Here is a 23,641-nt window from a genome sequence, read left to right on the forward strand (position 1 = left end):
GGCAGGGACAGGGGGAGGCGCCCAGGGGCGGAAGGATGACGGCCCGGAGCGCCAGAACGGCGGCCCGGAGCGCGAGGATGCCGGCCCAGGGTCCGGGGGCGGTGCACCGGCCCCCGGAAGTGGCCGTACCCACACCCTCGGGCTGCTCTATCCGCCCGCCGGCCGCGGCCGGCACTACACCGGGATGCAGCTCGACTTCATCGGCGGGGTGGCCGAGGCCGCCACGGAGTACGGCTACGACCTGCTGCTCTCGCCCAGCGCATCCGAGAACGAGCCCTCGTTCCAGCGGATTCTCGCCGAACGACGGGTGGACGGGCTGATCGTGATGGAGATCCGGCGGGACGACGACCGGGTGGAACATCTCGCCAAGGCGGGGTTCCCGTTCGTCACCATCGGCAGGAACCGGCGGGCGGAGGAGACCGGCTGGGTCGACCTGGACTTCGCCGGGCTGTCGGCCAGTTGCGTACAGCACCTCGCTGACCTGGGACACAGCCGGATCGCCTTCGTCAATCGGTCGCAACAGCTCTTCGAGAGCGGGTACGGCTTCGCGCACCTGGCCCTGGAGGGCTACACCGAGGCCACGGCGCGGCTGGGGTTCACCCCGCACGCGTACCTCTGCGACGAAGACACCGCCGGGGGCGAGGCCGTGCTGGAGCGGATCCTGCGGGACGACCCGGCGACCACCTCGATCGTCACCATGAACGAGGCGGCCCTCGCCGGTCTGTACCGCGGGCTGACCCGGCACGGCCGTGCCGTACCCCGGGACTTCTCCGTCGTCGGCGTGGCGGCCGGGCGGTGGGCGGAGCAGGTGACGCCGGAGCTCACCGCCGCCGAGATCCCCGCCGCGGAGATGAGCAGGGTCGGTGTCGAGCTGATGGTGGAACGGCTCACCTCACCCGAGGCGCCTCCCCGGCATGTGCTGCTGAAGCCGCTGATCTCACTGCGCGCGAGTACCGGCAGGTGCAGGCCGGTGCCCGGTGCGGAACCGGAGCCGAAACTCCCCGAGTTTCCCGACATACCGGACTTCCCGGGTTCCGATTTCTGAGCCCGAGTACATGCGTTCATGAACCTCTGAGCCGAGTCCATGAAGGACCGAGTCCATGAAGGGGAGTTCCGCTCCCCGCGCTGATGGGAGCCTCGTATGCCGTCCACCCTTGACCGCCGTGCCCTTGACCGCCGCGCCTTTGACCGCCGTCACTTTCTGCGTGCCGCGGGTGCGGGAGCCGCCGCCCTCGGCACGGCCGGGGCCCTCGCGTCCTGCGGGAACTCCGAGACCACCGAAGCCTCCGGAAAGCGAGAGCAGGGCAGCGGCGAGACCACCACCCTCACCTGGTGGGACTACTTCACCCTGGAGAACTTCCAGCCCGGCATGACCGCCCTCATCGAGGACATCGAGGCAGGCGTCCCGGACGTACGCATCAGACGCCGCACCTTCCCCTTCGCGGACCTGGAACGGCAGATCACCCTGGGCGCGGTCTCCGGCGATCTCCCGGACATCGCCATCGTCGACAACGTCTCGATGAACGCCCTCGGCGGCAGCGACCTGCTGGCCGACCTCACCGAGCGGGTGGAGGAGTGGGGGCAGGCGGACCAGTACTACGAGGGCCCCTGGGCCGGCTGCCAGGTCGACGGCAAGACCCTCGGCATCCCCAACACCAGCAACTGCCTCGCCCTGTACTACAACACCGAGATCCTCCGGTCCGCGAACGTGAAACCCCCCACCACCTGGGACGAACTGGCCGCCGCGGCACAGCGGTTGACCAACGGAAACCGGTTCGGCCTGGCGATGAGCGCGATCAGGACCGAGGAGGGCGTCTTCCAGTTCCTGCCGTTCCTGTGGCAGACCGGCGGCGACCTGGACACCTTCGCCACTGACGGGGAGACCGCGCTGGCCTTCCTCGACGACCTGGTCGCCAAGGGTTCGCTGTCCGAGCAGTGCGTGGGCTGGACCCAGCAGGACGTCAACACCCGGTTCGTCGACGGGCGTGCCGCGATGCAGATCAACGGACCGTGGCAGATCCCCACCTTGGAGAAGGCGGCGGATCTGGAGTGGAGCGTCGTCGCACTCCCCCGCGACAAGGAGTCCGCCACCTGCCTGGGCGGCGAGAACTGGGTCGTGATGGCGAGCAGCGAGAAACAGGACAAGGCGTGGGAGGTGCTGGAGTACACGCAGCGCCGGTCGGTCCTGGTGCCGTACCTGGAGTCGTTCGGCAACCTCCCGTCCCGCAAGGACCTTGCCGACGCGGGCACTTGGGCCTCCGAACCGGCCAAGCGGCTCTTCCTCGACCAGCTGTCCCTCGCCCGTCCGCGCACGTACGGGCCGGGCTACCCGGACATCTCCCGGGACGTCGCCGACGCCGAGCAGTCCGTACTCACCGACTCGGCCGCCCCCTCGGCCGCGGCGCGGACCGCCGCCGGGAAGATCGACGAGGCGCTGGAGCGGCGGTGAGACCACCCCGTACCACCGCTGTGAGACCACCCCGTACCACCGCTCCACGCCGCACCTTCGCGCTACGCCCGTCCCGTTCGCCCTCGGCCCGCCTGAGACGCACCGGGTATCTCTTCACGCTCCCCGGCCTGGCCTTCCTCGCCCTCTTCCTGGCGTACCCCCTGCTCTACAACGCCTGGACCTCCGTACACGACGTGGGCCTGAGCGGTCTGCTCGGCGGAGCCACGCGGTTCAACGGGCTCGCGAACTACCGGGCCACCGTCTCCGACCCGGACTTCTGGCATGCGGCCCGCCTCTCGGCGGTGTTCACGGCGGGCTCGCTGCTGTTCCAGTTCACGATCGGCTTCGCCCTGGCCCTGCTCTTCGCCCGGCCCTTCCCGCTGAACGGCCTGCTCCGGTCACTGCTGCTGGTGGCCTGGCTGCTGCCCCCGGTGGTCAGCGGCACCCTCTTCCGCTGGATGCTCGACGGCGAGTCCGGCGCGTACAACGCCCTGCTGCGAGCCATCGGCCTGGACGCCCTCTCCCGCGACTGGCTCATCGACCCGGGCACCTCCCTGGCCGGCGTCGTCTTCGCGAACGTATGGGTCGGCGTGCCCTTCAACATGCTGCTGCTCCTGGTCGGACTGCACACCATCGACCCGGAGCTGCACGAGGCCGCCGCCATCGACGGAGCGGGCGCCTGGCAGCGGCTGCGCTGGATCACGCTGCCGCTGATGCGGCCCGTCTCGGTGACGGTGCTGCTGCTCGGCCTCGTCTACACCTTCAAGGTCTTCGACCTCATCTTCGTGATGACGGGCGGCGGCCCGGTCGACGCCACCAGCGTCCTCTCCCTCTATGTGTACGAGGTCTTCTTCAGGTTCTTCCGGTTCGGCGAGGGCGCCGCCGCCGGACTGCTCCTGCTCGTCGTACCGCTGCTCGCAGGCGCCGGCTACGTACGGCGGCTGCGCCGGGAGGAAGGGGCCGTATGAAACCGGCGCGCCACCCCTGGCTGCTCACCGCGACCGCCACGCTGATCTGCGCCGCCTTCCTGCTGCCGGTCTACTGGATGCTCAACACCAGCCTCACGGAGCCGGACCACATCCTGGGCGAGTCCCCGCGCTGGATCCCCGCCCCGGCCACCACCGAGAACTACTCGGCGGCACTGGACGACGACGCCCTCCTCCAGGCCCTGTTCAACAGCCTGGTGATCTCCAGCGGAGTCGTCGCGCTCACCCTGCTCTTCGGCGTCCCGCTCAGCTACGCGCTCGCCCGGGTCCGGATGCGCGGCTCCGGCACCATGGTGCTCGCGCTGCTCGTCGCCCAACTGCCGCCCAGCATCGTGCTGGCGGCCCCACTGTTCATCCTCGAACGCCGGGCCGGCATCGACGACACGTACCTCGGTCTCATCGCCGCCGACACCACCCTCACCCTCCCCTTCGCGGTGATCGTGCTGCGCCCTGTGCTGGGGGGCGTGCCGCGGGACGTGGAGGAGGCCGCCCTGGTCGACGGCTGCGGGCTGATGGGCGTACTGCTCCGGATCGTCCTGCCGCTCATGGTGCCCGGCCTGGTGGCGGTGGCCGGGCTCTCCTTCCTCATCGGCTGGGGCGAGTTCGTCTTCGGCCTCACCCTCGCCCAAGAGCCCGGCGTACAGCCCGTCACCGTCCTCCTCAACTCCTTCGTCGGCCAGCACGGGACCTCGTGGGGAGCTCTGATGGCCACGGCGACGGTCATCTGCGTCCCGGTGGTGTGCGTCTTCGCGATCTTCCAGCGCTTCATCGTGGGCGGGCTCACGGCGGGGAGCATCAAGGGCTGAGGGTTTGGGGAGAGTTGGCGCGGAGGCGGGCGGGCGCCAGGACCGGCCGCGGGGGTCCTGTACGACGCTGAGGGGGCTGTGGGTCTGTGGGGCTGCGGGCCGTGAGGGCTCGGAGGGGGGCCGACGTCTCGACGATTCCCGGCTGGGTCGTCAACGCCGCGTGGAAGGCCTGGCTGCACGAGGCACCCGACGGTAGCGCGCCACCGAGGACGGCCACCGAGGACGTACGAGACCGAGGTCAGTCGCCGAATTCATCCGATACGCGCCCAGGGGTCAGCGCCGCGATGTAGTGAGCGGGAAGATGGTCCTCCAGCGAGTACACGACGGGAAGCGCCCGCAGGATCTGGGATTTCCGTGCGGCCAGCGTCGTCGCGCCCAGCGCGAAGCCGAGGAAGCTCGACATCTGTGACGTGTACGTGTTCGTTTCGCGCCACGCCCCGGTCTGCGGCCGGTACGAGGATCCCAGGTATCTCAACCAGCCGGACACACTCTGCTGAAGGTGCGAGATCCGGTACCGGTACTCGCGCCCGAAGTGTTCGTACGGCCCCGCTGTCACCGGCGGGAAATGCGGAATGACGTCGTCGCCGTGAACGTACCGGATGATCTTCCGGCTGAATTCCGCGTCGTTCTCGCAGGCTCGGGCGAAACTCGGATCGCCGATCATCGGCTGACCGAACGTGTAGACCCCCTTGAGGTGTTCGGCGACATCCGCGTATTTCTTCTCGTGCCGCAGCATCACGGCCATCATCGCGGCCATGGCGCCTCCGAGACTGTGCCCGGTGATGTACAGCGCCTCGAGTTTCCCGGGCATCATGTCGGATTCGCCCTCCACCGGTTTACGCACCGATCGCCCCGCCACGGCGCGCTGCAACGCCTCCATGACCTCGTGGCGCGTGGCCCGGACATTGCGGTAGAAGCCGGCGTGCACGCTGGCACAGGGATCCTCGAACCGGTAGTTGATCCTCTCCGGTTCGACGTCGACGTCGGTCAGCCCATTGGCCAGATTCGTCGGTTCGGTGCCTCGGTAGCAGAGGATGACCACCTTCCCGTCGCCGCTCTGGATCAGAAAGGCCCTGGAGCAGATGAACATGGCGTCGACGGTTGTCGAGATCAGGCGGCAGTGGTTCTGGTCGAGCCCCATCCTCGCCATGATCATAGAGACGGTTTCCACCCCCGAATAGGCGTAGCCGGAACAGACGGCCATGACATGGGCGGCTACCGGATCGGGATGCTGCTCGATGTTCGCCAGACTCGCCAGATGCGTCGACAGGCCTTTGTGGACCGGGAATCCGTCGGTCTCCCAGTACGCGGCGCTCGCTTCTTCGCCGGCTTCCGCGAGCTGGGCGGCCAGCGCCCCGTCCGGCTGATTGAACGGCCGGAGCTGCTGGTACGACGGAGCCTGGGTGTCGACGGTCCACAGCCCGCCGGTTTCCAGTACGGATCGCACCGTCCGCACGTCATGCCCATCAGGGAAATGCATGTCGGTCGCTGTCGGGGGATTCTGCGTCATGGCGCCCACCTCCGGGGCAGGGGGATTCGGGGGAATTCCCATGCATTCCGTGCGGGCGCGGTTCCGAATCCGGGATGCGCAGGCAATCACCCATTTGGCCTCATCAGTCGCCTACGTCCTCATGTTGCACGCCGCCGTCCCTGCACTGAAGCTCGATGTCGTGCGCCAAAAAGCGCCCAATAGCACCTGCTGGAAACACCTGGTTCAAGGACGTGGCGGAACTCGTCCCGCACATCGAAGACATGGCGGAGCCATGACGAAGGGAGGCTGGGACGAATGCGCCAGCGTTATGACGCACTCGTGGTCGGCACCGGTTTCGGCGGCGCGGTCTCTGCCTGCCGACTGGCTCAGGCGGGCCTGAAGGTCGGGGTTCTGGAGCGCGGGCGGCGCTATCCGCTGGGCGGTTTCCCACGAGACTGGGAGAACCCGCTGAACGGCTGGCTGTGGGAAAAGGACCAGGGCCTTTTCGACGTACGGCCCTTCAGTGAGATGACCGTGGTCCAGGGCGCGGCCTACGGCGGCGGCTCGCACCTGTACGCCAATGTCCACCTCCGCGTGCCCGGGGACGGGTTCGAGCAGGGCTGGCCCAGCGGTTACGAACGCGGCGAGCTCGATCCGTACTACGACCTCGTCGCCTGGATGCTGGACCTCACGCCGGTCAGCGAGCGGCAGCCGCTCGGGGTGCCGCCGAAGACGACGGCGATGCGGGAGGCGGCTCGGGCGATGGGTCGCGAGCGACAGTTCGCGCTGCTGCCGCTCGCGCTGAACCTCGGGGAGCCGGAGGTGATGCGGCCCAACAAGTTCGGCGTGCCCCAGTCGGGCTGCCGTCATTGCGGCGAATGCGACATCGGCTGCAACTTCCAGGCGAAGAACACCCTGGACCTCAACTACCTGGCTGTCGCGGAACAGCACGGCGCCGAGGTGGGTACGCGCTGCGAGGTGACCCGGATCGAACCGCTGTCCGGCGACACCGGCTATCGGCTCACCTACACCGATCACGCGACCGGGGCCGATCAGACGGTCAGCGCGCCGGTGGTGGTCCTGGCGGCGGGCGCGGTGAACAGCACGGAGCTGCTGCTGCGCTGCCGTGACGAGTACGGGACGCTGCCGAAGCTGTCCGAACGGCTCGGCCACCGCTACTCGGGCAACGGCGACTACCTCGGGTTCGCCTTCGGCACCGACAAGGCCCTGGAGCCGTCCCGAGGGCCGGTGATCACCTCGGGCATCGTGCACGACCGCGGTTCCGGCAAGGGCCGCCGCTGGTTCATCTTCCAGGAGGGCGCCTTCCCGCGTGAGATCGCCGGACTGATCCGGCTCCTCGACGAGGGCGATCCGCGCTTCGCCGGCCTGCTGCGCTCACAGGACGAGGCGCTGGAGGCGATCCGCAGCGCCGGGCGGGAGCGGATCGGCGCCCGGCCGGACCGTACGGACGGCGCGTACGGACCAGCGGATGCGTACGGCGCGTACGGACCGGCCGGTGCGGACGGCGCGTACGGTCCGGGCGGTGCGGACGGCGCGTACGGTCCGGGCGGTGCGGACGGCGCGTACGGTCCGGGCGGTGCGGACGAACACACCGCGGTGTTCCTGGCGATGGGCCGGGACACGGCCGACGGCCGGATCTCGCTGCTCCCGGGCAGCCGCGATCTGCGGATCTCATGGAACCTCGGCGACAATCTCGGGCTCTACGAGACCGAGGAACGGTTCTGCGCCGACGTCGCCGCGGCGCTGGGCGGCCGGCCCGGAACCAATCCGCTGTGGCGGTCGCTTCACATTCCGGTCAGCGTCCACAACTTGGGCGGCTGTGTGATGGCCGACGACCCGGCGGACGGAGTCACCGACACCGGAGGCGAGGTGTTCGGCTACCCGAACCTGTTCGTGCTGGACGGCGGCTGCCTGCCGGAGGCGACAGGCGTCAATCCGTCCTTCACCATCGCGGCGGTCGCCGAGCGGAACATCGAGGCGGCCATCCGCCGGATCACCGGCCAGGCCGAGTGGCGGGCGCCCGAGCGGGAGTTCGCCGTGCCCGTGCCCGATCCGCTGGACGAGATGCGGATCCCGGTGGGCGGCACCCCGGCGCCGAGCGCCCCCGGAACCGGGCTCGCGTTCACCGAGACCATGCACGGCACCGTGCTGCCTGGCGGCGAACCGCGCGAGGACGCGGCGCCCGCCCGGTTCCGGGTGACGGTGACCGCCCCGGTACTGACCGACACCCTCGACGACCCGGCCCATCCGATGGCCGCGACGGGCACGGTGTACGTACGAGGAGTCACCGGGACGCAGGGCGCGCAGGTGTCCGGCGGAGTGGTGAATCTGCTGACCGCCTCAGACGGTCCGGCGGCCCGGCAGATGCTGTACACGCTGCCGTTCTTCGGGGCGGACGGGCAGCCGTATCTGCTGGACGGCGTCAAGGACGTGCGGGACCACGGACGGATCGACGTCTGGGGCGACATCTGGGGTACGACCACGACGCTGCACACGACGGTCCGCCGCGGGCACGCACCCGACGGCGCGACGCTGTCGTCCGGCGTCCTGCGGCTCGGCGCCGCGGACTTCCTGCGACAGTTGACGACCGTACGGATCACCGGGACCCGCAATCCGGTACGGCAGGCCGAGGCCCTGGCCCGGTTCGGGGTCTTCTTCGCCGGGTCGGTGTGGGACGTCTTCGTACGGCCCCGAATTGCGGGCCTTTCGTCGGCCGGGCCCCTTGCCCGTCTGTTCCGCACCGAGGGAGCGTCCGATGACTGACACGGCTTCGCCGCGTACCAAGCGGTCCCTGATCCTCGCCGGCGGCGGGATCAAAGTGGCGTTCCAGGCGGGCGTGCTGCAGGTGTGGCTGGACGAGGCGGGGCTGGAGTTCGGCCATGTCGACGGCGCGAGCGGCGGCTCGTTCAACCTCGCGATGATGTGCCAGGGCATGTCCGGCACCGAGATCGCCGACGCCTGGCGCCGGACCGAGCCGGTGGCCGGTGTGTCGGTCAACGTCCGCCAGCTCGCGCGGCTCGCGTATGCCGAGTCACTGTTCACGCTCGACGCGTACCGCAGAAACGTCTTCCCGAAGTGGGGACTCGACTGGCGGAAGATCCGGTCATCGGCCCTCGACGCGACCTTCAACGTCTACAACGTGACCCGCCAGGAGCTCGAGGTACTGCCTCCCGCCCGGATGTCCGAGGACTTGCTGGCCGCGTGCGTGTCGCTGCCGATGTGGTTCCCGCCGGTGCGGATCGACGGGGACACGTACATCGACCCGGTGTACGTGACCGACGCGAACCTTCAGGAGGCGATCGACCGCGGGGCCGACGAGATCTGGGTGGTCTGGACGGTGAGCGAACGGGGCGAATGGCGTCCCGGCTTCATGGCCGAGTACTTCCAGGTCATCGAGGCGGCGGCGAACGGCACGTTCCGCCGCACGGTGGACCGCGTCGAGCGGAACAACGCGGCCATCGCGGCCGGCCGGCCGGGCGAGTTCGGGCGGCACATCGAACTGCACGTCCTGCGCGCGGAAGTACCGCTCCACTACCTGATCAACTTCAGCGGTGACCGGTTGCGTGAGGCGGTCAACCGCGGGGCGGAGACCGCTCGTTCGTGGTGCGCGGAGCGGAAGATCCCGCTGGCCGCCCCTCGCCCCGAACCGCTCCTCGAGACACCGGTGTCGCTGCGCTTCAGCGAGGACATGCGCGGCGGGGTCACCCTCGGGGAGGCCGGGCAGCCCGCACATCTCTCGGTGCACCTCACGATCGCCACCGACAGCGTCGAACGCTTCGTCGCCGACCCGCGGCACACCGCGTCGGTCACCGGGCAGGTACGCTGCCCGGCCTTCGGCGGCGTACGGGAACTGACCGGCGGGACGTTCCAGCTCCTCGTGGACGACGGCGATCCCACGCGCAAGGAGATGCGCTACCGGCTGCACTTCACCGACGACCAGGACGAGCCGCTCACCCTCATCGGAGTGAAGAACGTCAGCAGCGGCAATCCGCTGCGCATGTGGAGCGAGACCACCACCCTTGGCACGCGGATGCTGCGCGGACAGGTGCCGGAGGGCGAGGAGGCCATCGGCGAGGTGGCGGCCGAGGGAGTGCTCCGGCTGACCGTGCCGGATTTCCTGCGAGAACTCACCACCTTCCGGGTAGCGGGTTCCTCCCCCGCCGCCCGCGCCGCGGGGCTGACCAGGTTCGGCCTGCTGTTCCTCGGCAAGCTGTGGGACGTGTACGCCCGGCCGGTACTCCACCCCGGCCCTTTCTGACGCTTCCCCCCTGCTCCTTCTGAGGCTTCTGCCTCAGCACGCTCTCATCGAGACGCTCTCATCGATGGCGCGCTGAGCAGGCACTCTCTTCTCTGTGACGCACGTCACGCCGCACTCGGTAGCCATCTCTGTCGCGAGACGCCAAGATGTCATTAAGTGACACAACCCGGAACGGACTCAGGCCCCACGAACCCGGAAGAGATGATCACCGTGAAGACCACTACCCACCAAGAGTCGACGACCAGCGTGCAGCCGAACGCCGCGACCGGTCAGCGGGAGCAGAAGTCGGCCCTTGAGCAGGCGGGCGGACCCAAGGCGATGGTCTACTCGGCGTTGCCCGTCCTGGCCTTCGTCGTCGCCAACAACGTCCGCGGGCTGAGGACGGCGATCATCGCCGCGACCGCCCTCGCGCTGGGGCTCGCCGTGGAGCGGCTGGCGCGAAGGGAATCGCTCATGCCGGCCCTCGGCGGCGTGTTCGGTGTCGCGATCGCCGCCGGCATCTCCTGGTGGACCGGTTCCGCGAAGGACTACTTTCTCATCGGCATCTGGGCAAGCCTGGCCGGCGCCGTCCTCCTCCTCGCCTCCGTGCTCGCACGGTGGCCCCTGGCCGGTGTGCTCTGGAACTCCGCGACCGGCAAGGGCAGCGTGTGGCGCGAGGACAAGCGGTCGCGCTTCTACTACGACATCGCCACCCTGGTGCTGGCCTTCATCTTCGGCTCCCGGTTCGTCGTCAAGGGGTACCTCTACCAGGCGGACAAGGTCGATGCGCTGGGCGTGGCCAAGATCGTCATGGGTTACCCGCTCCTGGGCGTCGGTCTCCTGGTGGTCTCCTGGGCCGCCCGCTGCTCGCACAAGCGACTGAAGGCCGTCGGACTGCTGCCCGCCGCCGGACGCGCCTGAAGCGAAGCAGTTCATAGCTCGCGACCACGTGCCGGACGGGCCTCCATCGGGCTCGTCCGGCTTCCGCGTCGCCCGGGGCCGGAAGAGGTGGCCGGCCCCGGGCGGCGTCCTCGGCCCGCTGCCGGCGGACGTTCCGGCTGACGGGCGTAACAGGCGCACGCCTGCACACCGCTGAACCGGGGACGGCAGGAACCGGTTATGGCAGGAATCGGTCAGGCAGGAATCGGGCGCGGCAGGAATCGGGACGATGTCGCCGGTCCGCTGCGCCGATGTCAGGAACGGGCGCGGGCAGGCGCGTACGGAATGCAAGCCCGCGTCAGCGTCCTGTGGCGCCGTCGATCAGTTCGCGGAGGATGTCCGCGTGGCCGGCGTGACGGCCGGTCTCCTCGATCATGTGGGTGAGTGCCCAGCGGACGCTGGGAGCGGGGCTGTTCGGCCGGGGGCGGAGTACCGGTGCGGCGAGGTCGGTACAGCCGTCGAGTACGTCGTTCGCCTGTGCGACAGCCTCCCGGTAGCGGGCGACGACGTCGGCGACGCTGTCCGCGGGTGCGGCGTGGAAGGTCGCCTGCCAGTCGGTGACCCGGTCCCCGAGGAACGTCGACCGCTCAACGAAGGTGAGGTGGTTCAGCAGGCCGAGCAGGTTCGTACCGGACGGCACCGCGGCAGTACGGACGTCCGGTTCGGGGGCGCCCTCGACCTTCGCGGCGATCGAGCGGCGAAGGTAGTCGAGGAAGCCTCGCAGCACCTCGCTCTCGCTGCTTCCGGTCCGGGGCGGCGGGGTGTCGCCGCGGCGGGTGCGGCGAGCGGTGGTGGACATGGTGCCTCCTCGCGGGAGCCGCGCCGGTTCAGGCGGTGCGGCGGATGACCAGGACGTGGTCGGTGACCTCGGCGGTACGGCCCTCTGGCCCGGTCGCGATCCGGCGGGGCGCGTCGGCCCGCTCGACCGTCCACGTCGCCGGGTCCAGGCCGAGTTCCGCGGCGACCTGCCGCGGGGTCGGGTACCGGACGTCGGGATCCTGGTTCCACGACCACGGAGCGGTCGATGCATGGTCGACGACCAGCAGCCGGCCGCCCGGGCGCAGCGCGTGCGCGGCCGCGCGCAGGACGCTCGCCCTGTCCAGGTCGAGGGGGGTGTGCAGGTAGTGGGCGCAGATGAGGTCGAACGCACCGTCCGGGAAGGACTCGCGCAAGTCGTGCCGCTCGGCGGCGACCCGGTCGTCCAAGCCACGGGAGACGGCAAGGCCGGTGAGCCGCTCGATGGCCACGGCCGAGACATCGACGGCGGTGACATGCCACCCGCGGCGGGCGAGCCACAGCGCGTCGCCGCCTTCGCCACAACCGAGGTCCAGCACGTCGCCGGGCGGCAGACCCGTGACCGTCTCGGTGAGCCGTACGTTCGGCCGCGGATCAGTGGCTGCCGGCCGGGCCGCGTAGACGCCGTCCCAGAACGTGACCGCGTTGGTGGTACTCATCAGGGGGCTCCTTTTGTCCGGGAACATGTCTGACTGTCCGGGAGCACGTCCTGACCATCGGGCCAACTGGTCCGACTGCCCGGAACACGCGTCCGACTGCCCAACACGTCTGGCTGTAGGGGAACGCACCCGGCTACCCGGCACGCGTCCGACTGTCGGGGAACGCTCTGAGTCTTGCCCGGCTCCCCGCGACCTGGCACGGAATCTTGCCGTTCTGGCAAGTTGACCCGGTGGACGGCGAACCGGACGATGCGCTCGGCTCCGTGCTCGAACCGACCCCGCAGACCCACGAAGGCTTCGAGTGGCCATACGTGCTCAACGGTCACCTGCGGCTACTGCCCGGCGAGCGCGACCTGACGTTGTCGCCCGGTGAGGCAGCCGAGTTCGACACCTCCCTGCCGCACTGGCTGGGCAGCGCCGACGGCGGCGTCGTAGAACTCCTCACCCTGTTCGGCCCGCGAGGAACGCGCGCGCACCTCCGCGCGAGGTTGGGTAGGTGTCGAGCAGGTGGGCGCCGGGGGGATGGGGGTTTTCTGGGGCGTCGCCGGGTGGGCGGGCTGCCGCCACCCGCCTCCAGACAAGGCGCAGCGCCGCAGAATCACCCCATCTCAATAACAAGAGTTTTGTTAGTGGCTCCATGGCCACGACTCCCGACCCCGTTCCCGGCGAAGGCCCCGTCCGCCCGGTCTCCGTCTCCCTCCACGAAGGCACCATCGCCGCCCTCAAGGCACGCACCGGCAAACGCGGCATGTCCGCCTACGTCGAAGCCCTCATCCAGCGCCAACTGGAACGCGACCGACTGCGCGAACTCATCGAGGACGCGGAGACCCAGCACGGGCTGGTGGATCAGGCAGCGGTCGAGGCCAAGCGGGCGCTCCTGCGCAGCGACCCGGCTGGCTCGGCTGACGCGGCATGAGCGGCACCCTCGTCCTGGACTGCGAAGGCCTGTCCAAACTCGTACGACGCACCCCCGAACTCACCGAATGGCTCGCTGCCGCAGAGGCCGAGGACATCCGCGTCATCACCAGCTCCGTCACCCTCGTCGAAGCCCGCGACCCAAAAACCAACCAGGCCCGCTTCGACTACGCCGTCTCCCGCCTGAACATCGTCCCGCCCACCGAAGCCATCGCCCGCCATGCCGGCAAACTCCTCGCCGCAGCCGTCCTGCACGGCCACAAGTACGCCCTCGACGCGATCGTCGCCGCCACCGCGATGGTGTCCCCCTCCCCCGTGACCGTCCTGACGTCCGACCCCGAGGACCTCCTGATGCTGTGCGGCCCCGGCGTCCGTGTGATCAAGATCTGACGCAGCGCGATGCCGGGCCGGCCACGGCCTCCGACTCCCCGCTGATCGACACAGCTCTGTCCGTTCAAGTGGGCGCCCATGTCGGTGCGCTGAAGTCACATGAGAGCCCAGAACCACGGACAGCAGGGCAGCACGCGCGCGCCATCGCCGCCGTGTCCGCTGAACGCAAAAGACCAGCTCAGACACTGTCTGAGCTGGTCTTGGAGAGAGCCGCCTTCGGGATTCGAACCCGAGACCTACGCATTACGAGTTTCAGGGGAGAAATGCCAGGGGGCGCCACAGCGCACCGTTAGCGCTGGTCAGAGCGGCTTTCCGTGCGCCATGGTGCGCCGTGACGCGGTGCGTACTGCAACTGCGAGTGCAACTGAGCGCAGGACGCCCGCCGCTCACTGCTCGTCGCTCTCGACAGGCTCGGACCAGGGACCGGCCGGCGGTCGCTCGGGGAGCTTGGCGCCCGGCCGTCGCATGTACCAGCGCATGAACTCCCGTAGCACCCGCGCGCGTGGGCTCCGGCCCTCAGGGTGCACGGCGCGCGTCGCCGCCTCGAACGGCTCCCACTCATCGTCTGGTGCGCGAAACCGGCGGGGGGTGTCGTATTCGGTCTCTACCTCGGGTGTCATGTCCTCGAGGATACGGCTTTGTAGCCACAGACGACAAGGAGAGTCGCGCACATTCGTAGCCACAAGACACCCGCCAAACCCCTTGCTTTGTAGCCACAAAGCCACTAGGTTTGTAGCCACAAGGACGGCCCCGGTCGGTGCTACCAACACCGGCCAGGGCCTTCGGACCAACCTGACTGACCAGGGAGACCCGCGTGTTCAACCTTCTCACCTCACCCAGCACCCGCCGCAACATCCGCGGCCTGCTCGGCAACCTGATCGAGTCCGCCGCCGACGCGGTCCGCTCCCTCGCCCCCACCGAGCCGGCCACGGCCGCCGAGGTCGTCGAGGCCCCGGACCCGGCCGACGTCCTCGACGCCGACGAGCTGCCCGCCGTCGAGACCATCGCGGCCGCCGCCCGCGAGTACGAGCGCGCCACCGACCAGGCCAGGCGTGCGGACCGCGGCAAGCGCGCCGCGAAGAAGGTCCTCGACAAGCTCCCGGCCGGCATCTACGGCGGATGGAAGGTGTTCCGCACCCCGTCCTCCCGCCAGACCCCGGACCTCGCCGCCATCACCGCCACGTACAAGAAGCTCGGTCTCGGCCCCGTCCCCATGAAGGCGTGCGCCCCGTCCCTCAAGGTCGAGCAGATCGAGGCCGCCCCGGCAGACGTCGAGGCCGCCGTCCTCACCGCCGCGTAGGCCGCGCCAGACGAAGGCCCCCTGCCAGGTGTCGGGCAGGGGGCCTTTTTGCTTTCCGTGAGTGCACTCACGGAGCCTCCTCACTCAGCGGCGGGATCGGGATCGTGTAGCTGAGCGTGTATCGGTCGGACGCAACCACGATGTCGCACGTCTCCACCGGGCGGTCGTCGACGAAGTACGTCCGAGTGATGATCATGACCGGTACGCCGGGGGGCAACTGCAGCTGCTCGGTTTCGTAGGGCCGTGGGGCACGCGCGTTGACGTCCTCAGTGACGTCCGTGATGTGCTGCCCGATCGAGTCCATGCGCGGCACGACGCCCGTGATCGGGCCGCCCTCCGGCTGCTCGATGGGCGTCCCGGCCGTCAGTGCGCGCGGCTCGTAAGACGTCGACAGCATGATCGGCTCATCGTCCGCGAAGAATCGGTACGTCGTGCGGACGACTTCGTCCCCCGGCTCGATGGCGAGCCGTTCCGCTACCGCCTTCGTGGCGGTGGTCGTGCGCGTCTGGTACTCCCACTCGGAGCGCCGGCCTTCGGCCTCGGTCTGCCGCTTCATCGGTGATGCGGTCGGACGCTTCCCGTACAGGTCGCCAGAGATACGTCGGCGCAGCGGTCGCTGCTCGCGTACGAAGGTGCCGCGGCCCTGTTGCTTGAGGACCAGGCCCTCGTTCTGCAGAGCCTCGATGGACATGCGGATGACGATGCGGGAGACGCCGTACTCAGCCATCAAGTCAGCCTCGGAGGGCAGCTTGTCGCCGGCCTGCAGGTCGCCATCGAGGATGCGTTGGCGGATGTCATCGGCGATCTGCACGTAGGCCGACTTGCCTTGGAACTGAGCCACGATCTCCCTCTCTGTCTACTGGTCCTGACCAGTAGAACATGCCTCTGACCTGCTGCTCTATAGCCGCTTTGGGTAGTCGCGCGGTCACACTCTTGCGGATACGTCCTACTCGTTATAACGTCTTGCTTAGCGGCACTTTCTGCACAAGCCGCAAGTTCCGTTCTGTCTCAGACAACGCAAAGGCCCCAGCGGGGTGATCTCGGTGGTTGCACACCGAGCCCGCCAGGGCCTCGCATCCAAGAGTTGAGGTCCCAGATGCACGTCGAGCTTATCCCGCCTGCCCAGACGCAGGCCCCCGAGGGCGAACCGCTCCGGGTCAAGGACATTGCCGGCGCCCTGCGCGTCGACTCCACCACCGTCTACCGCGAGATCACCGCTGGCCGCCTTCCCTCGTACCGCATCGGCACCGGCCGCGGCACCATCCGCGTCTCCCGCACCGCCTTCTCCCAGTACCTCGCCGAGCGCGGCATCCCGACGAGCGAACTGGCGGTGACGCTGTGAACGCCATCGCCAACCCCGCCGAGCGTGCCGTGAGCCTGGCGAAGGAGTTCGAGGCCCGCGCCATGCTGCGGGCGATCCTCGCCGAGCACGACCTCACCCTGCTCGAGGTGCGCCTCGACGAGCTGGTCAGGATCGACCCCGAACTCGCCGCCCGTTTTACCTGCTGGGTCGCCGAGGGCGCCGACGGCCGGAAGTACGTGGTCGTGCCGGAATGGCAGGACCCCATCGAGCGCCTGTACGCCGTCGCCAGCTACCTCACCCACAGGGAGCGTGCGGCATGAGCGTCGGCGATCTGCCCGTGTACGGGCCGACGGACCCGTTCGGCGACGAGGAACACCAGCCGGATGTGATCGTGCGCGTCGACTTCCTGATGTCCCGCGAGCAGATCACGACGGCCCTCGGCATCGCATGGGCGGAGATCGTCGAGGGGGACCGCAGCCCCGACTCGCTCTCGGTCGTCGAGGTGCGGCACGAGGTCGAGGCCTACCTTTCCGTGCAGGCCTTCCACGCCCTCGGCGAGCAGATGGACCGGGACAGTCTCCGCACCTTCTCTCCCGAGCAGCAGCGGGTGATGCAGCTGCTGGCCGCGGCTGTCGACCGCGCGTACCCGGCGGGGGGCGAGTCGTGAGCGCTGACCGCGAACTGTTGAAGGCGCTCCTCGATGCCCTCGACGTGCCCCTGGCCGAGCAGGCCGACGACGACCAGGCCCGCGCCCGTCTCCTCGACGTCCGCGTGAGCCATGCCGTCATCGCCCTCGAAAGCGTCCTCAAGCACGGCCCCGAGGACGTCGAAGACTCGGCCCGGTGGCTTCGTGAGGAGACCGCCAAGAGGCCCGTCACCTACACCCCGTGGGAGCGCCCCGACCCGAAGACGTCCTGCAGCAAGTGCCGCACGGTCTTCGACCCGGCTGACACCCGCCACGACGGGCACGACCGGCACGGCGACGGACCGTTCTGCCGCCGCTGCATCGACCGCTGCCACGAGTCGACGGACGCCTTCCACGCCTGCGTGATCTGCGACCCGAGTTGGGGTGAGACCCGGTGACCGCCGCCGAACGCGAAGCCCTCCGCCGGAAGCTCGCCGAGGTCAACCGCCGGTCCCGCAAGGGGTCTGGCAAATGACCGCCCGCTGGCCCATCGCCCGTCCGACCGAGTCCGCCGCCATCCGCGCGGCGGGCCGGTCGGCCCGGCCGCTCCCGCCCGTCGAGGCACTGTTCGCCCACCTCGTCATCACCAACGCCGCCCGCGACCGGCACGGCTCGAACCTGATCGGCCACGCCATCGCCCGCCGCTGCGAAGGAGACCTTCTGTGAACAACCTCAAGAAGGCCGGCACCTGGGCCCTGCCCGCCGTCCTCACCGCCATCGCCATCGTGTGGGCCGTCGCCGCCATCGGCAGCATCCTCACCGCGACCGCCCACCCCGCCTTCGCCTACTCCGTCGCCGTCCTCTACGACGCGGTGTGGCTGTACGGGCTCGCCATGGAGACCGCGCACCGCCGGCAGGGCACCAGCGCCCGCCTCCCGAAGGTCATGGGCTGGGTGTTCCTCCCGCTCACGGTGGCGGTCCTCGTCGTCCACGGACTCCTCGCCGCCGACCTCCTCGCCGCGGCCGTCGGCGGCCTGGTCCCGGTCCTCGCGAAGGTCACCCTCGTCATGGCCATCGACCGGGACACAACCCGCATCAGCCCCCGCGCACAGTCGGCCATCGACCGGGCCCGCTCCATCACCCGCGACCGCATCGCCGTCTCCCGTGCCATAGCCACGGCGCGCGCCGACGAGACGAAGGCCGCCGCGGACATCGTCAAGCGCACCCGGAAGGCCGAAGCGGAAGCCGCTACGACCGTCCACCAGGCGCTGGAAGCCCACGCCGAAATCATCGACCAGCACCCCGTGACCGACACCGTGACCGCCCTGCCGCCGCTGGTCTCCGACGGCGAGCTGGAGGCCCTCCTGTCGGGGGGTGTGACCGACGGCATTTCCGCACTTGGCACGGGGGGTTCCGGCCTTCCGGTCACGGGTGCGGTCACGCGTGACGGTCACGCCGAGCGGGAGGCCAACAACAAGGCGGTCGCGTTGCTGGCCGCGCAGCTGTACGCCACCAATCCGCCGCCGTCGAAGCGCCGGTTCCGGGAGGTCATGCGGGGCGAGATGAACGCCCGTGGACTGTCGGGCGGATGGGACGTCATCGACGCCCTGTACGACCGTGAGAAGCAGCTCGCCGAGGGTGGTGAGCGGTCGTGAAGCCGATCGCGTTCGGGGCCGTCCTCGGCGTGCTGTGGCTCGTCTTCGGCCTGCCGTCCGTGCCGCTCGCCGGAGTGCTGCCCGTGCTGGTGCAGCCGGTCACCGTCGCGTTCGCCGCCGGTCACCTCATCGGCCCGCGCCTGGCCCGGTCGAGGGGGTGGACCGCATGAGTACCCGCCGGATCCGCACCCCGAAACGCGCCCCCGAGCAGCCGGTCACCGGACAGTACGGACTCTTCGGCTCCCCCGACCCCTGGCAGCCCACCGGCTGCGACTGCTGGCCGCCGGTCCCGCGCGGCTGCCACCACTGCACCACCTGCGACACCTGCCACGACTGCGGCAAGTGCGCCGGCACCGGCTGTACCTGCGAATGCGAGGACTGACCCGTGAGTGACATCGAGAGGGCCGCGAAGGCTGCGGTCGAGGCCGCAGACAACTCGGAGAACCTGAAGCTCATCACGGCCGCCCTCCAGGCCCAGCAGCTGCTCAACACCCAGCAGCAGCCGCAGTGCCAGCACCCGGTGCCGAAGTCCTCACCGAACGTCGGGAAGTGGGTCGCGGTCGCCGTCGCCGGATCGGTGGCCGCTATCTCCCTGGCCCTGTCGGCGATCGCCGTCGCGATCGGAGCTGTGGCCGTGACCTGCTGCCTGCTCGTCCTCCGCGGCCTGTACCGCGACTACCAGAAGGGCCGCTGACGGTCTCTCCGTCCTGCACGGCCGTAACGACCGTGCAGGTGCGGTGAGGCCGGCCAACCGGCCAGCCCACAACCCGAGAGGAACCCGCATGTCCGATCCGCTGAAGGACTTCAACGCCCGCCTGGATGCCGCTCTCGCTCCCGCGATGCAGGGTGCGGCTGACCGGGTGATGGCCAAGCGTCTGGAGTCGGCCGCGAAGACCGGCGGCAAGGAGGCCGCGAAGGAGCTCGCGAAGACGATGACGCCGGAGCAGGCCGCGCGCGTCGCCCGCCACCTGCAGAGCTGACCGGCTGCCCGAGGGACAACCCCGAGCCAGGAAGGAACCACCGTGAACCGAGAACAGCGACTCGCCATGGCCGACGCCGCCGCAGAGAGGGCTGCCAGCAACGCCCGAGACGCCGAGCGGTACGCCCGGACCGACGACCACCGGCACAAGACCGCCCCGCTCGCAGCGGCCGGCGCGTTGTGGGCCGACATCGCCCGCGCCCACACCGCCATCGCCCAGGCCCTGCCCGAGACGGAGGACGCCGATGTCTGACGACCTCGAGTTCTCCGACTTCACGACCCTCGAAAAAGTCCGCATCGCCGCCCTGGTCGGCCGCATGTCCAAAAGGGGTTTGGCCGATCGAGACGGCTCCGGCCGCATCGACCTCTCCGACCTGCAACGCAAGGTCACCCGCATCGAGCAGCAGGCGCTGCGCCGCAAGAAGCGCGGCACCAAGTAGAGACCCCCGGGGCGGCCGTCACCGGCCAAGGAAGACCGGCCGCCCCGGGCCCCATCACCCGCGTAGGGAGACAGGACCCCCAGCATGCAGAACAACGTGATCCGACTCCACAAGGACGCGCCCGAGGACGTCGCCCCGCCCGTCGCGGACACCCTCACCGAGACCATCATCGACGTCGTCCAGGACGCCGAGCCCCGACCCGTCGACAACCCCGAGCAGAAGACGCTCGAGGGCACATGGCTGGCGGAGAAGCAGGCCTATCTCGCCGAAGCCCCGCCCGTCGTCCCCACCTTCCTCCGCAACGCCGCCCAGTTCATCGACGCCACCCGCTGGACCATCTCGTACGCCATGCACGTGACCGGCTTCCACGCGCTCCGCGCACCCGTCTACCTCGCCCGCCTGCTGCTCCGTGCCCCGCGCGGCACAGGCCGTCTCCTCGTCCGCTGGGGCCGCTGGGTCGCCGACACCGAAGCCCGCCCCGTCGAGGCCAAAGCCGCCGCATCCGCGGACATCGAGGCATGGCTGTCTCTCTCGCGCGAGCACTCCCGCCGAGTACGGCCGCGCCGCATCGCCTCCCTCGTCGTGGCCACCGCGACCGGCATCACCACCCTGGTCTCCGCGTTCCTCGTACCCGGCTGGACCATCACCGCAGCCATCACCGCCGCGGCCCTCGCAGGCCTGTACGGCAAGAAGGGCGACAAGCCCCTCATCACGAGGTATGTCGCCACGAACGTGCTGCGCAAACTGGACTCCACCGAGGTCTTCGACGCACTCGCCGCGATCGGCATCGAGGGCAAGAAGGGCAAGCGCGGCGTGGAGTTCGCCGCCGAGGTCATGCGCGACGGGCCCGGCTGGCGCGCCGAGGTCGACCTCCCGCCCGGTGTCGAGGCCACGGCCGTGCTCGAGAAGCGTGCCGCCCTGGCAGCAGCGATGCGCCGGCCCATCTCCACGGTGTGGCCCGAAGCGGACCGCACCGCCCACCCCGGACGGCTCGTGCTGTGGGTGGCGAGCCGCGACCCTGCCAAGGCCGGCCGGAAGCTGTGGCCCCTCATGCGCGACGGCCAGGCCGACGTGTACGAGCCGCTCCCGTACGGCTTCGACCCGCGCGGCAACCTCGTCGACATGACGCTGATCTACAGCAACCTCCTCGTCGGAGGCATCCCCGGTTCGGGCAAGACATCCTGCGCCCTGGCCATCGTCCTCGGCGTGGCCCTCGACCCCACGGCTGAGCTGTGGATTTACGAACTGAAGGGCTCCGGCGACCTCGACGCGGTCAAGCCCGTCTGCCACCGCTACGTCAGCGGCGACGAGGACGACGACCTTGAGGCCGCCCTCGCCGGACTGCGCTCGGGGATCGCCGAATACCAGCGCCGGGCCAAGTTCATCAAGAGCCTGCCCGCGTCGGAGGTTCCCGAGGGCCGCAAGGTCACCCGCGCCCTGGCCGAGAAGTACCCCGAACAGAACCTCGCACCGCGCGTCATCGTCGTCGACGAGGTGCAAGAGCTGTTCACCCACCCCGAGTACAAGGACGAGGCCGCAGCCCTGTGCACGCGGCTGATCAAGAAGGGCCGCGCGTACGGGCTCATCCTCATCCTGCTCACCCAGAACCCCGACGCGCCGTCGCTGCCCACCTCCGTCTCCTCGTCAGTGGGCACCCGCCTGTGCCTGGCCGTCATGGACTGGCGCAGCAACAACAATGTTTTGGGCACGTCCGCATACGAGCGTGGTCTACGCGCCACCGACATCTCGATCGATGAACAAGGCACGGGGATTCTGGCCCGCGGCCGTGAAGGCATCACCGTGCGGGCCGCGTTCATCAAGCAGACCGAAGCCGAGGACATCGGCAAGCGGGCACTCGCACTGCGCACCGCCGCCGGCACCCTCACCGGGCAGGCTGTCGGCGCGGCCGTCGTCGAGGAGGACGTGGAGACGGTCCTCGACCACCTCCGCGCCATCTGGCCGGACGGGGTGGAGGCCGTGCACTCACACCGGCTCGTCGAGGCCCTGGCCCGCTTCCGCCCCGACCTGTACAAGCCCTGGCTGGACATGGACGCCGCCGGGGCGTCGACGGCCCTCAGTGTGGCGCTGAAGCCGTTCCGGGTGTCGACCCGACAGCTGACGATCCGGGAGTGCTGCGGCGGCGCGAAGGGTCTGCGGTGGGCTGATCTGCCGGCCGTCGAGGAGGGCGAGTAGAGGCTGCTGGGCCGGTTTCGGGAAGGGGTTGTGGTTTCACCTTGATCCGAAACCGGTTTCGCCCCCGATATCGGGGCTGAGCTGGGAAGTTTCGAGTTTCGACCCCTCGCCCCGATGCCCCGGAACGGGCCCGTGACGAGGGTCTGGCAGACCGGCCGGACCGAAACCAGCGCGTACGACAAGCCCCCCGCCTCGGTGCTCGAGGACGGGGGCTTCGTCCTGCCCGAGCGCGGAGACGCGTACGCGCTCGAGCAGGCCCGGCCCGGCCGCACTCACCTGGGGGATGGACGGCGACCAGACCGGGGGCTCTGCGCGCACCCAGGGCAGGCGTACACCTCGATGTCGAGGACGACGGCGCCGATCCTGCCGCGCGATATGCCCACGCTCACCGCACCACGCCAGAGCCGCTTCCGGCACCAACAGCAGGCCCGCCCCGAGTACTGCTCGGCGTCGAGGTCCAGCGCGCAGGGAGGCCGGCGGCTCACAGCGGCCGGTCCGCGAACGGCACCAGCCCGTGCTGCTCGAGGCACGGCGGACACGCGAACAGGCCGCCACCCCCACGGGAACCCTGCTCAATGACGTCGATCAACTGGACGTCCTCGGCGTGCCCGCCGTGCCAGCGGCACCAGCCGTAGCTGCTGGGGCTGTTCGAGGCGTTGAGGGTGTGCGTACGATCCGCCATGTCGGCGCTCCTTGGAAGCGTTGGCCACGCCCCCGGCCGGTAGCACGGCGCGGGGGCTTTCTCACGCAGCGTAGACCTACTTGGTACGTCTTGGTACGTCCTCGGACGGGCTAGGCAGATCTATGTCCGCCCGGGCGGTCCTCTTACGGTCACAGCATGATCCACCTCGACCGGGACGCCATGACACCGATGTACGTGCAGCTCGCCAACGTGCTGCGCGACCGCATCCGGCGCGGCGAAATCCCGGTCGGCCGGCGCCTGCCCTCCCAGGCCGAGCTGGAGGAAGAGACCGGCGGCACCGTGTCGAGGCGGACCATCAAGAGCGCTCTCGAAGTCCTCGCCGACGAGGGCCTGGTACAGGGCGTGCAGGGCAAGGGCGTGTTCGTGATCGCACTGCCTGCGCCCGCCGAGGAGTAGCGGGCCTGGTCGTCGAGGGCGCGCCCCACGTACGGGCGGGGAGCAGGGCGTGTGCAAGATGCATCTCGCACACCTCGGGGTGCGCCCCACGTACCCACGGCGCGCGGCATCATCACCTCGTGGCCTTCACCGTGTACGACACCATCCGCGCCCGCGCCCACGCCGTTCTCGCCGCCGCCGACCAGCCGGTCACCAGCGTCGACCTCGCCGCGCTGCTCGGCACCACAGCCCAGCAAGCAGCCCGAGCACTCAGGCAACTCGAAGCCGAGGGCACAGCCACCCGCACACGGGCCGGCCTGTCCCAGTTCGGGCGCATCCCCGACCAGTGGACTACCGCGTCACCTGGCCCGCAAAGCCGCCGGTAGCCTGCCCTGCCGCC

At 69.7% G+C, this 23,641-nt stretch carries 31 protein-coding genes and 1 pseudogene; 26 read left to right on the top strand and 6 right to left on the bottom strand.

The features are described from left to right. The first annotated feature begins 142 nt into the window (after nt 1–142). From G6048_RS16845 to G6048_RS16860, 4 genes are all read left to right on the top strand, one after another. Nucleotides 143–1,045 carry a LacI family DNA-binding transcriptional regulator gene (locus G6048_RS16845; RefSeq protein ID WP_235989964.1) on the top strand — a complete coding sequence of 301 codons (903 nt, stop codon included), beginning with the start codon at nt 143–145 and terminating at the stop codon, nt 1,043–1,045. Between the two features lie 96 nt (nt 1,046–1,141). After that, nucleotides 1,142–2,449, top strand: a complete 1,308-nt coding sequence (locus G6048_RS16850) for an ABC transporter substrate-binding protein (protein ID WP_165340361.1) — start codon at nt 1,142–1,144, stop codon at nt 2,447–2,449. A 20-nt stretch (nt 2,450–2,469) separates the two neighbouring features. Beyond that, the gene (locus G6048_RS16855; protein ID WP_165340362.1) at nt 2,470–3,417 is read left to right on the top strand and encodes a carbohydrate ABC transporter permease; all 948 of its coding nucleotides are present in this window, start codon (nt 2,470–2,472) and stop codon (nt 3,415–3,417) included. Next, nucleotides 3,414–4,241 (top strand): carbohydrate ABC transporter permease, encoded by an 828-nt coding sequence (locus tag G6048_RS16860; protein ID WP_165340363.1) that lies wholly within the window; start codon nt 3,414–3,416, stop codon nt 4,239–4,241. Before G6048_RS16855 ends, G6048_RS16860 begins: the two co-directional genes overlap by 4 nt. 238 nt (nt 4,242–4,479) lie before the next feature. Here G6048_RS16860 and G6048_RS16865 read toward each other — a convergent pair whose 3' ends face one another. Further along, nucleotides 4,480–5,751: a lipase family protein gene (locus tag G6048_RS16865; RefSeq protein ID WP_235989967.1), complete on the bottom strand. Its 1,272-nt coding sequence runs from the start codon at nt 5,749–5,751 to the stop codon at nt 4,480–4,482. A gap of 276 nt (nt 5,752–6,027) precedes the next feature. Here G6048_RS16865 and G6048_RS49600 point away from each other — a divergent pair, with 276 nt between their 5' ends. The 3 genes from G6048_RS49600 (at nt 6,028) to G6048_RS16880 (ending at nt 10,891) form a co-directional block, all read left to right on the top strand. After that, a complete protein-coding gene (locus G6048_RS49600; RefSeq protein WP_165340365.1) occupies nt 6,028–8,496 on the top strand; it encodes a GMC oxidoreductase in 2,469 nt (822 codons plus the stop codon). Next, nucleotides 8,489–9,991 carry a patatin-like phospholipase family protein gene (locus tag G6048_RS16875; RefSeq protein ID WP_165340366.1) on the top strand — a complete coding sequence of 501 codons (1,503 nt, stop codon included), beginning with the start codon at nt 8,489–8,491 and terminating at the stop codon, nt 9,989–9,991. The genes G6048_RS49600 and G6048_RS16875 overlap by 8 nt, the downstream gene beginning before the upstream one ends. Before the next feature lie 210 nt (nt 9,992–10,201). Next, entirely contained in the window at nt 10,202–10,891 is a 690-nt protein-coding gene (locus tag G6048_RS16880; RefSeq protein WP_165340367.1) for a DUF3159 domain-containing protein, read from the top strand. A 316-nt stretch (nt 10,892–11,207) separates the two neighbouring features. Here the strand turns inward: G6048_RS16880 and G6048_RS16885 are convergent, their stop codons facing one another. Both G6048_RS16885 and G6048_RS16890 read right to left on the bottom strand, forming a co-directional pair. Beyond that, the gene (locus G6048_RS16885) at nt 11,208–11,708 is read right to left on the bottom strand and encodes a DinB family protein (RefSeq protein ID WP_165340368.1); all 501 of its coding nucleotides are present in this window, start codon (nt 11,706–11,708) and stop codon (nt 11,208–11,210) included. A 28-nt stretch (nt 11,709–11,736) separates the two neighbouring features. Then, nucleotides 11,737–12,363, bottom strand: a complete 627-nt coding sequence (locus G6048_RS16890) for an SAM-dependent methyltransferase (protein ID WP_165340369.1) — start codon at nt 12,361–12,363, stop codon at nt 11,737–11,739. A 174-nt stretch (nt 12,364–12,537) separates the two neighbouring features. Between G6048_RS16890 and G6048_RS16895 the strand changes: the two are divergent. The 3 genes and pseudogenes from G6048_RS16895 to G6048_RS16905 all read left to right on the top strand — a co-directional run. After that, nucleotides 12,538–12,848, top strand: a pseudogene (locus G6048_RS16895) (cupin domain-containing protein); the annotation flags it as partial. A 152-nt stretch (nt 12,849–13,000) separates the two neighbouring features. Continuing rightward, nucleotides 13,001–13,279 (top strand): hypothetical protein, encoded by a 279-nt coding sequence (locus tag G6048_RS16900; protein WP_165340370.1) that lies wholly within the window; start codon nt 13,001–13,003, stop codon nt 13,277–13,279. Next, complete coding sequence (locus tag G6048_RS16905; protein WP_165340371.1) at nt 13,276–13,668, top strand: type II toxin-antitoxin system VapC family toxin; 393 nt, start codon at nt 13,276–13,278, stop codon at nt 13,666–13,668. The genes G6048_RS16900 and G6048_RS16905 overlap by 4 nt, the downstream gene beginning before the upstream one ends. Nucleotides 13,669–14,054: 386 nt before the next feature. Here G6048_RS16905 and G6048_RS16910 read toward each other — a convergent pair whose 3' ends face one another. Then, entirely contained in the window at nt 14,055–14,288 is a 234-nt protein-coding gene (locus G6048_RS16910) for a hypothetical protein (RefSeq protein ID WP_165340372.1), read from the bottom strand. Nucleotides 14,289–14,482: 194 nt separating this feature from the next. Between G6048_RS16910 and G6048_RS16915 the strand changes: the two genes are divergently transcribed. Beyond that, the gene (locus G6048_RS16915) at nt 14,483–14,968 is read left to right on the top strand and encodes a hypothetical protein (protein WP_165340373.1); all 486 of its coding nucleotides are present in this window, start codon (nt 14,483–14,485) and stop codon (nt 14,966–14,968) included. 67 nt (nt 14,969–15,035) lie between these two features. On the opposite strand, the gene G6048_RS51395 is transcribed toward G6048_RS16915, so the two are convergent. Continuing rightward, complete coding sequence (locus G6048_RS51395; RefSeq protein WP_165340374.1) at nt 15,036–15,809, bottom strand: GntR family transcriptional regulator; 774 nt, start codon at nt 15,807–15,809, stop codon at nt 15,036–15,038. 255 nt (nt 15,810–16,064) lie between these two features. Between G6048_RS51395 and G6048_RS16925 the strand changes: the two genes are divergently transcribed. The 13 genes from G6048_RS16925 to G6048_RS16985 all read left to right on the top strand — a co-directional run bounded on the left by G6048_RS16925 (nt 16,065) and on the right by G6048_RS16985 (nt 22,163). Continuing rightward, a complete protein-coding gene (locus G6048_RS16925) occupies nt 16,065–16,310 on the top strand; it encodes a helix-turn-helix domain-containing protein (RefSeq protein ID WP_165340375.1) in 246 nt (81 codons plus the stop codon). Next, on the top strand, nt 16,307–16,591 hold the full coding sequence (locus tag G6048_RS16930; protein WP_165340376.1) for a hypothetical protein: 285 nt from the start codon (nt 16,307–16,309) through the stop codon (nt 16,589–16,591). Before G6048_RS16925 ends, G6048_RS16930 begins: the two co-directional genes overlap by 4 nt. Beyond that, nucleotides 16,588–16,938, top strand: coding sequence for a hypothetical protein (locus tag G6048_RS16935; protein WP_165340377.1), 351 nt, complete (start codon nt 16,588–16,590; stop codon nt 16,936–16,938). Before G6048_RS16930 ends, G6048_RS16935 begins: the two co-directional genes overlap by 4 nt. Continuing rightward, nucleotides 16,935–17,354 (top strand): hypothetical protein, encoded by a 420-nt coding sequence (locus G6048_RS16940; RefSeq protein ID WP_165340378.1) that lies wholly within the window; start codon nt 16,935–16,937, stop codon nt 17,352–17,354. The genes G6048_RS16935 and G6048_RS16940 overlap by 4 nt, the downstream gene beginning before the upstream one ends. Before the next feature lie 73 nt (nt 17,355–17,427). Continuing rightward, nucleotides 17,428–17,622 carry a hypothetical protein gene (locus G6048_RS16945; RefSeq protein WP_165340379.1) on the top strand — a complete coding sequence of 65 codons (195 nt, stop codon included), beginning with the start codon at nt 17,428–17,430 and terminating at the stop codon, nt 17,620–17,622. Continuing rightward, on the top strand, nt 17,619–18,551 hold the full coding sequence (locus G6048_RS16950) for a hypothetical protein (protein WP_165340380.1): 933 nt from the start codon (nt 17,619–17,621) through the stop codon (nt 18,549–18,551). The genes G6048_RS16945 and G6048_RS16950 overlap by 4 nt, the downstream gene beginning before the upstream one ends. Further along, the gene (locus tag G6048_RS16955) at nt 18,548–18,721 is read left to right on the top strand and encodes a hypothetical protein (RefSeq protein ID WP_165340381.1); all 174 of its coding nucleotides are present in this window, start codon (nt 18,548–18,550) and stop codon (nt 18,719–18,721) included. Before G6048_RS16950 ends, G6048_RS16955 begins: the two co-directional genes overlap by 4 nt. Continuing rightward, entirely contained in the window at nt 18,718–18,933 is a 216-nt protein-coding gene (locus tag G6048_RS16960; protein ID WP_165340382.1) for a hypothetical protein, read from the top strand. The genes G6048_RS16955 and G6048_RS16960 overlap by 4 nt, the downstream gene beginning before the upstream one ends. A gap of 3 nt (nt 18,934–18,936) precedes the next feature. Then, nucleotides 18,937–19,245: a hypothetical protein gene (locus G6048_RS16965; RefSeq protein WP_165340383.1), complete on the top strand. Its 309-nt coding sequence runs from the start codon at nt 18,937–18,939 to the stop codon at nt 19,243–19,245. An 88-nt stretch (nt 19,246–19,333) separates the two neighbouring features. Further along, a complete protein-coding gene (locus G6048_RS16970; RefSeq protein ID WP_165340384.1) occupies nt 19,334–19,531 on the top strand; it encodes a hypothetical protein in 198 nt (65 codons plus the stop codon). 42 nt (nt 19,532–19,573) lie between these two features. Continuing rightward, complete coding sequence (locus tag G6048_RS16975) at nt 19,574–19,783, top strand: hypothetical protein (RefSeq protein WP_165340385.1); 210 nt, start codon at nt 19,574–19,576, stop codon at nt 19,781–19,783. Further along, nucleotides 19,776–19,970, top strand: coding sequence for a DUF6257 family protein (locus G6048_RS16980; RefSeq protein ID WP_165340386.1), 195 nt, complete (start codon nt 19,776–19,778; stop codon nt 19,968–19,970). The genes G6048_RS16975 and G6048_RS16980 overlap by 8 nt, the downstream gene beginning before the upstream one ends. A gap of 84 nt (nt 19,971–20,054) precedes the next feature. Then, the gene (locus G6048_RS16985) at nt 20,055–22,163 is read left to right on the top strand and encodes an FtsK/SpoIIIE domain-containing protein (protein WP_165340387.1); all 2,109 of its coding nucleotides are present in this window, start codon (nt 20,055–20,057) and stop codon (nt 22,161–22,163) included. A 481-nt stretch (nt 22,164–22,644) separates the two neighbouring features. Here the strand turns inward: G6048_RS16985 and G6048_RS16990 are convergent, their stop codons facing one another. Further along, a complete protein-coding gene (locus G6048_RS16990) occupies nt 22,645–22,845 on the bottom strand; it encodes a hypothetical protein (protein WP_165340388.1) in 201 nt (66 codons plus the stop codon). Nucleotides 22,846–23,001: 156 nt separating this feature from the next. Here G6048_RS16990 and G6048_RS16995 point away from each other — a divergent pair, with 156 nt between their 5' ends. After that, on the top strand, nt 23,002–23,262 hold the full coding sequence (locus G6048_RS16995) for a GntR family transcriptional regulator (RefSeq protein WP_165340389.1): 261 nt from the start codon (nt 23,002–23,004) through the stop codon (nt 23,260–23,262). A 119-nt stretch (nt 23,263–23,381) separates the two neighbouring features. Then, nucleotides 23,382–23,627, top strand: coding sequence for a hypothetical protein (locus G6048_RS17000; protein WP_165340390.1), 246 nt, complete (start codon nt 23,382–23,384; stop codon nt 23,625–23,627). Nucleotides 23,628–23,641 lie beyond the last annotated feature (14 nt).

It is taken from the genome of Streptomyces ureilyticus, from assembly GCF_011045025.1.
GTDB classification, from domain to species: domain Bacteria; phylum Actinomycetota; class Actinomycetes; order Streptomycetales; family Streptomycetaceae; genus Streptomyces; species Streptomyces ureilyticus.

Excerpts from the sequence above, each read along its gene's own strand:
- G6048_RS16945 (WP_165340379.1), top strand. The coding sequence starts at position 17,428 with ATGACCGCCCGCTGGCCCATCGCCCGTCCGACCGAGTCCGCCGCCATC.
- G6048_RS16850 (WP_165340361.1), top strand. The coding sequence starts at position 1,142 with ATGCCGTCCACCCTTGACCGCCGTGCCCTTGACCGCCGCGCCTTTGAC.
- G6048_RS16890 (WP_165340369.1), bottom strand. The coding sequence starts at position 12,363 with ATGAGTACCACCAACGCGGTCACGTTCTGGGACGGCGTCTACGCGGCC.
- G6048_RS49600 (WP_165340365.1), top strand. The coding sequence starts at position 6,028 with ATGCGCCAGCGTTATGACGCACTCGTGGTCGGCACCGGTTTCGGCGGC.
- G6048_RS16925 (WP_165340375.1), top strand. The coding sequence starts at position 16,065 with ATGCACGTCGAGCTTATCCCGCCTGCCCAGACGCAGGCCCCCGAGGGC.
- G6048_RS16980 (WP_165340386.1), top strand. The coding sequence starts at position 19,776 with ATGTCTGACGACCTCGAGTTCTCCGACTTCACGACCCTCGAAAAAGTC.
- G6048_RS16935 (WP_165340377.1), top strand. The coding sequence starts at position 16,588 with ATGAGCGTCGGCGATCTGCCCGTGTACGGGCCGACGGACCCGTTCGGC.
- G6048_RS16960 (WP_165340382.1), top strand. The coding sequence starts at position 18,718 with ATGAGTACCCGCCGGATCCGCACCCCGAAACGCGCCCCCGAGCAGCCG.
- G6048_RS16860 (WP_165340363.1), top strand. The coding sequence starts at position 3,414 with ATGAAACCGGCGCGCCACCCCTGGCTGCTCACCGCGACCGCCACGCTG.
- G6048_RS16990 (WP_165340388.1), bottom strand. The coding sequence starts at position 22,845 with ATGGCGGATCGTACGCACACCCTCAACGCCTCGAACAGCCCCAGCAGC.
- G6048_RS16900 (WP_165340370.1), top strand. The coding sequence starts at position 13,001 with ATGGCCACGACTCCCGACCCCGTTCCCGGCGAAGGCCCCGTCCGCCCG.
- G6048_RS16875 (WP_165340366.1), top strand. The coding sequence starts at position 8,489 with ATGACTGACACGGCTTCGCCGCGTACCAAGCGGTCCCTGATCCTCGCC.
- G6048_RS16865 (WP_235989967.1), bottom strand. The coding sequence starts at position 5,751 with ATGACGCAGAATCCCCCGACAGCGACCGACATGCATTTCCCTGATGGG.
- G6048_RS16985 (WP_165340387.1), top strand. The coding sequence starts at position 20,055 with ATGCAGAACAACGTGATCCGACTCCACAAGGACGCGCCCGAGGACGTC.
- G6048_RS16910 (WP_165340372.1), bottom strand. The coding sequence starts at position 14,288 with ATGACACCCGAGGTAGAGACCGAATACGACACCCCCCGCCGGTTTCGC.
- G6048_RS16970 (WP_165340384.1), top strand. The coding sequence starts at position 19,334 with ATGTCCGATCCGCTGAAGGACTTCAACGCCCGCCTGGATGCCGCTCTC.
- G6048_RS16995 (WP_165340389.1), top strand. The coding sequence starts at position 23,002 with ATGATCCACCTCGACCGGGACGCCATGACACCGATGTACGTGCAGCTC.
- G6048_RS16905 (WP_165340371.1), top strand. The coding sequence starts at position 13,276 with ATGAGCGGCACCCTCGTCCTGGACTGCGAAGGCCTGTCCAAACTCGTA.
- G6048_RS16885 (WP_165340368.1), bottom strand. The coding sequence starts at position 11,708 with ATGTCCACCACCGCTCGCCGCACCCGCCGCGGCGACACCCCGCCGCCC.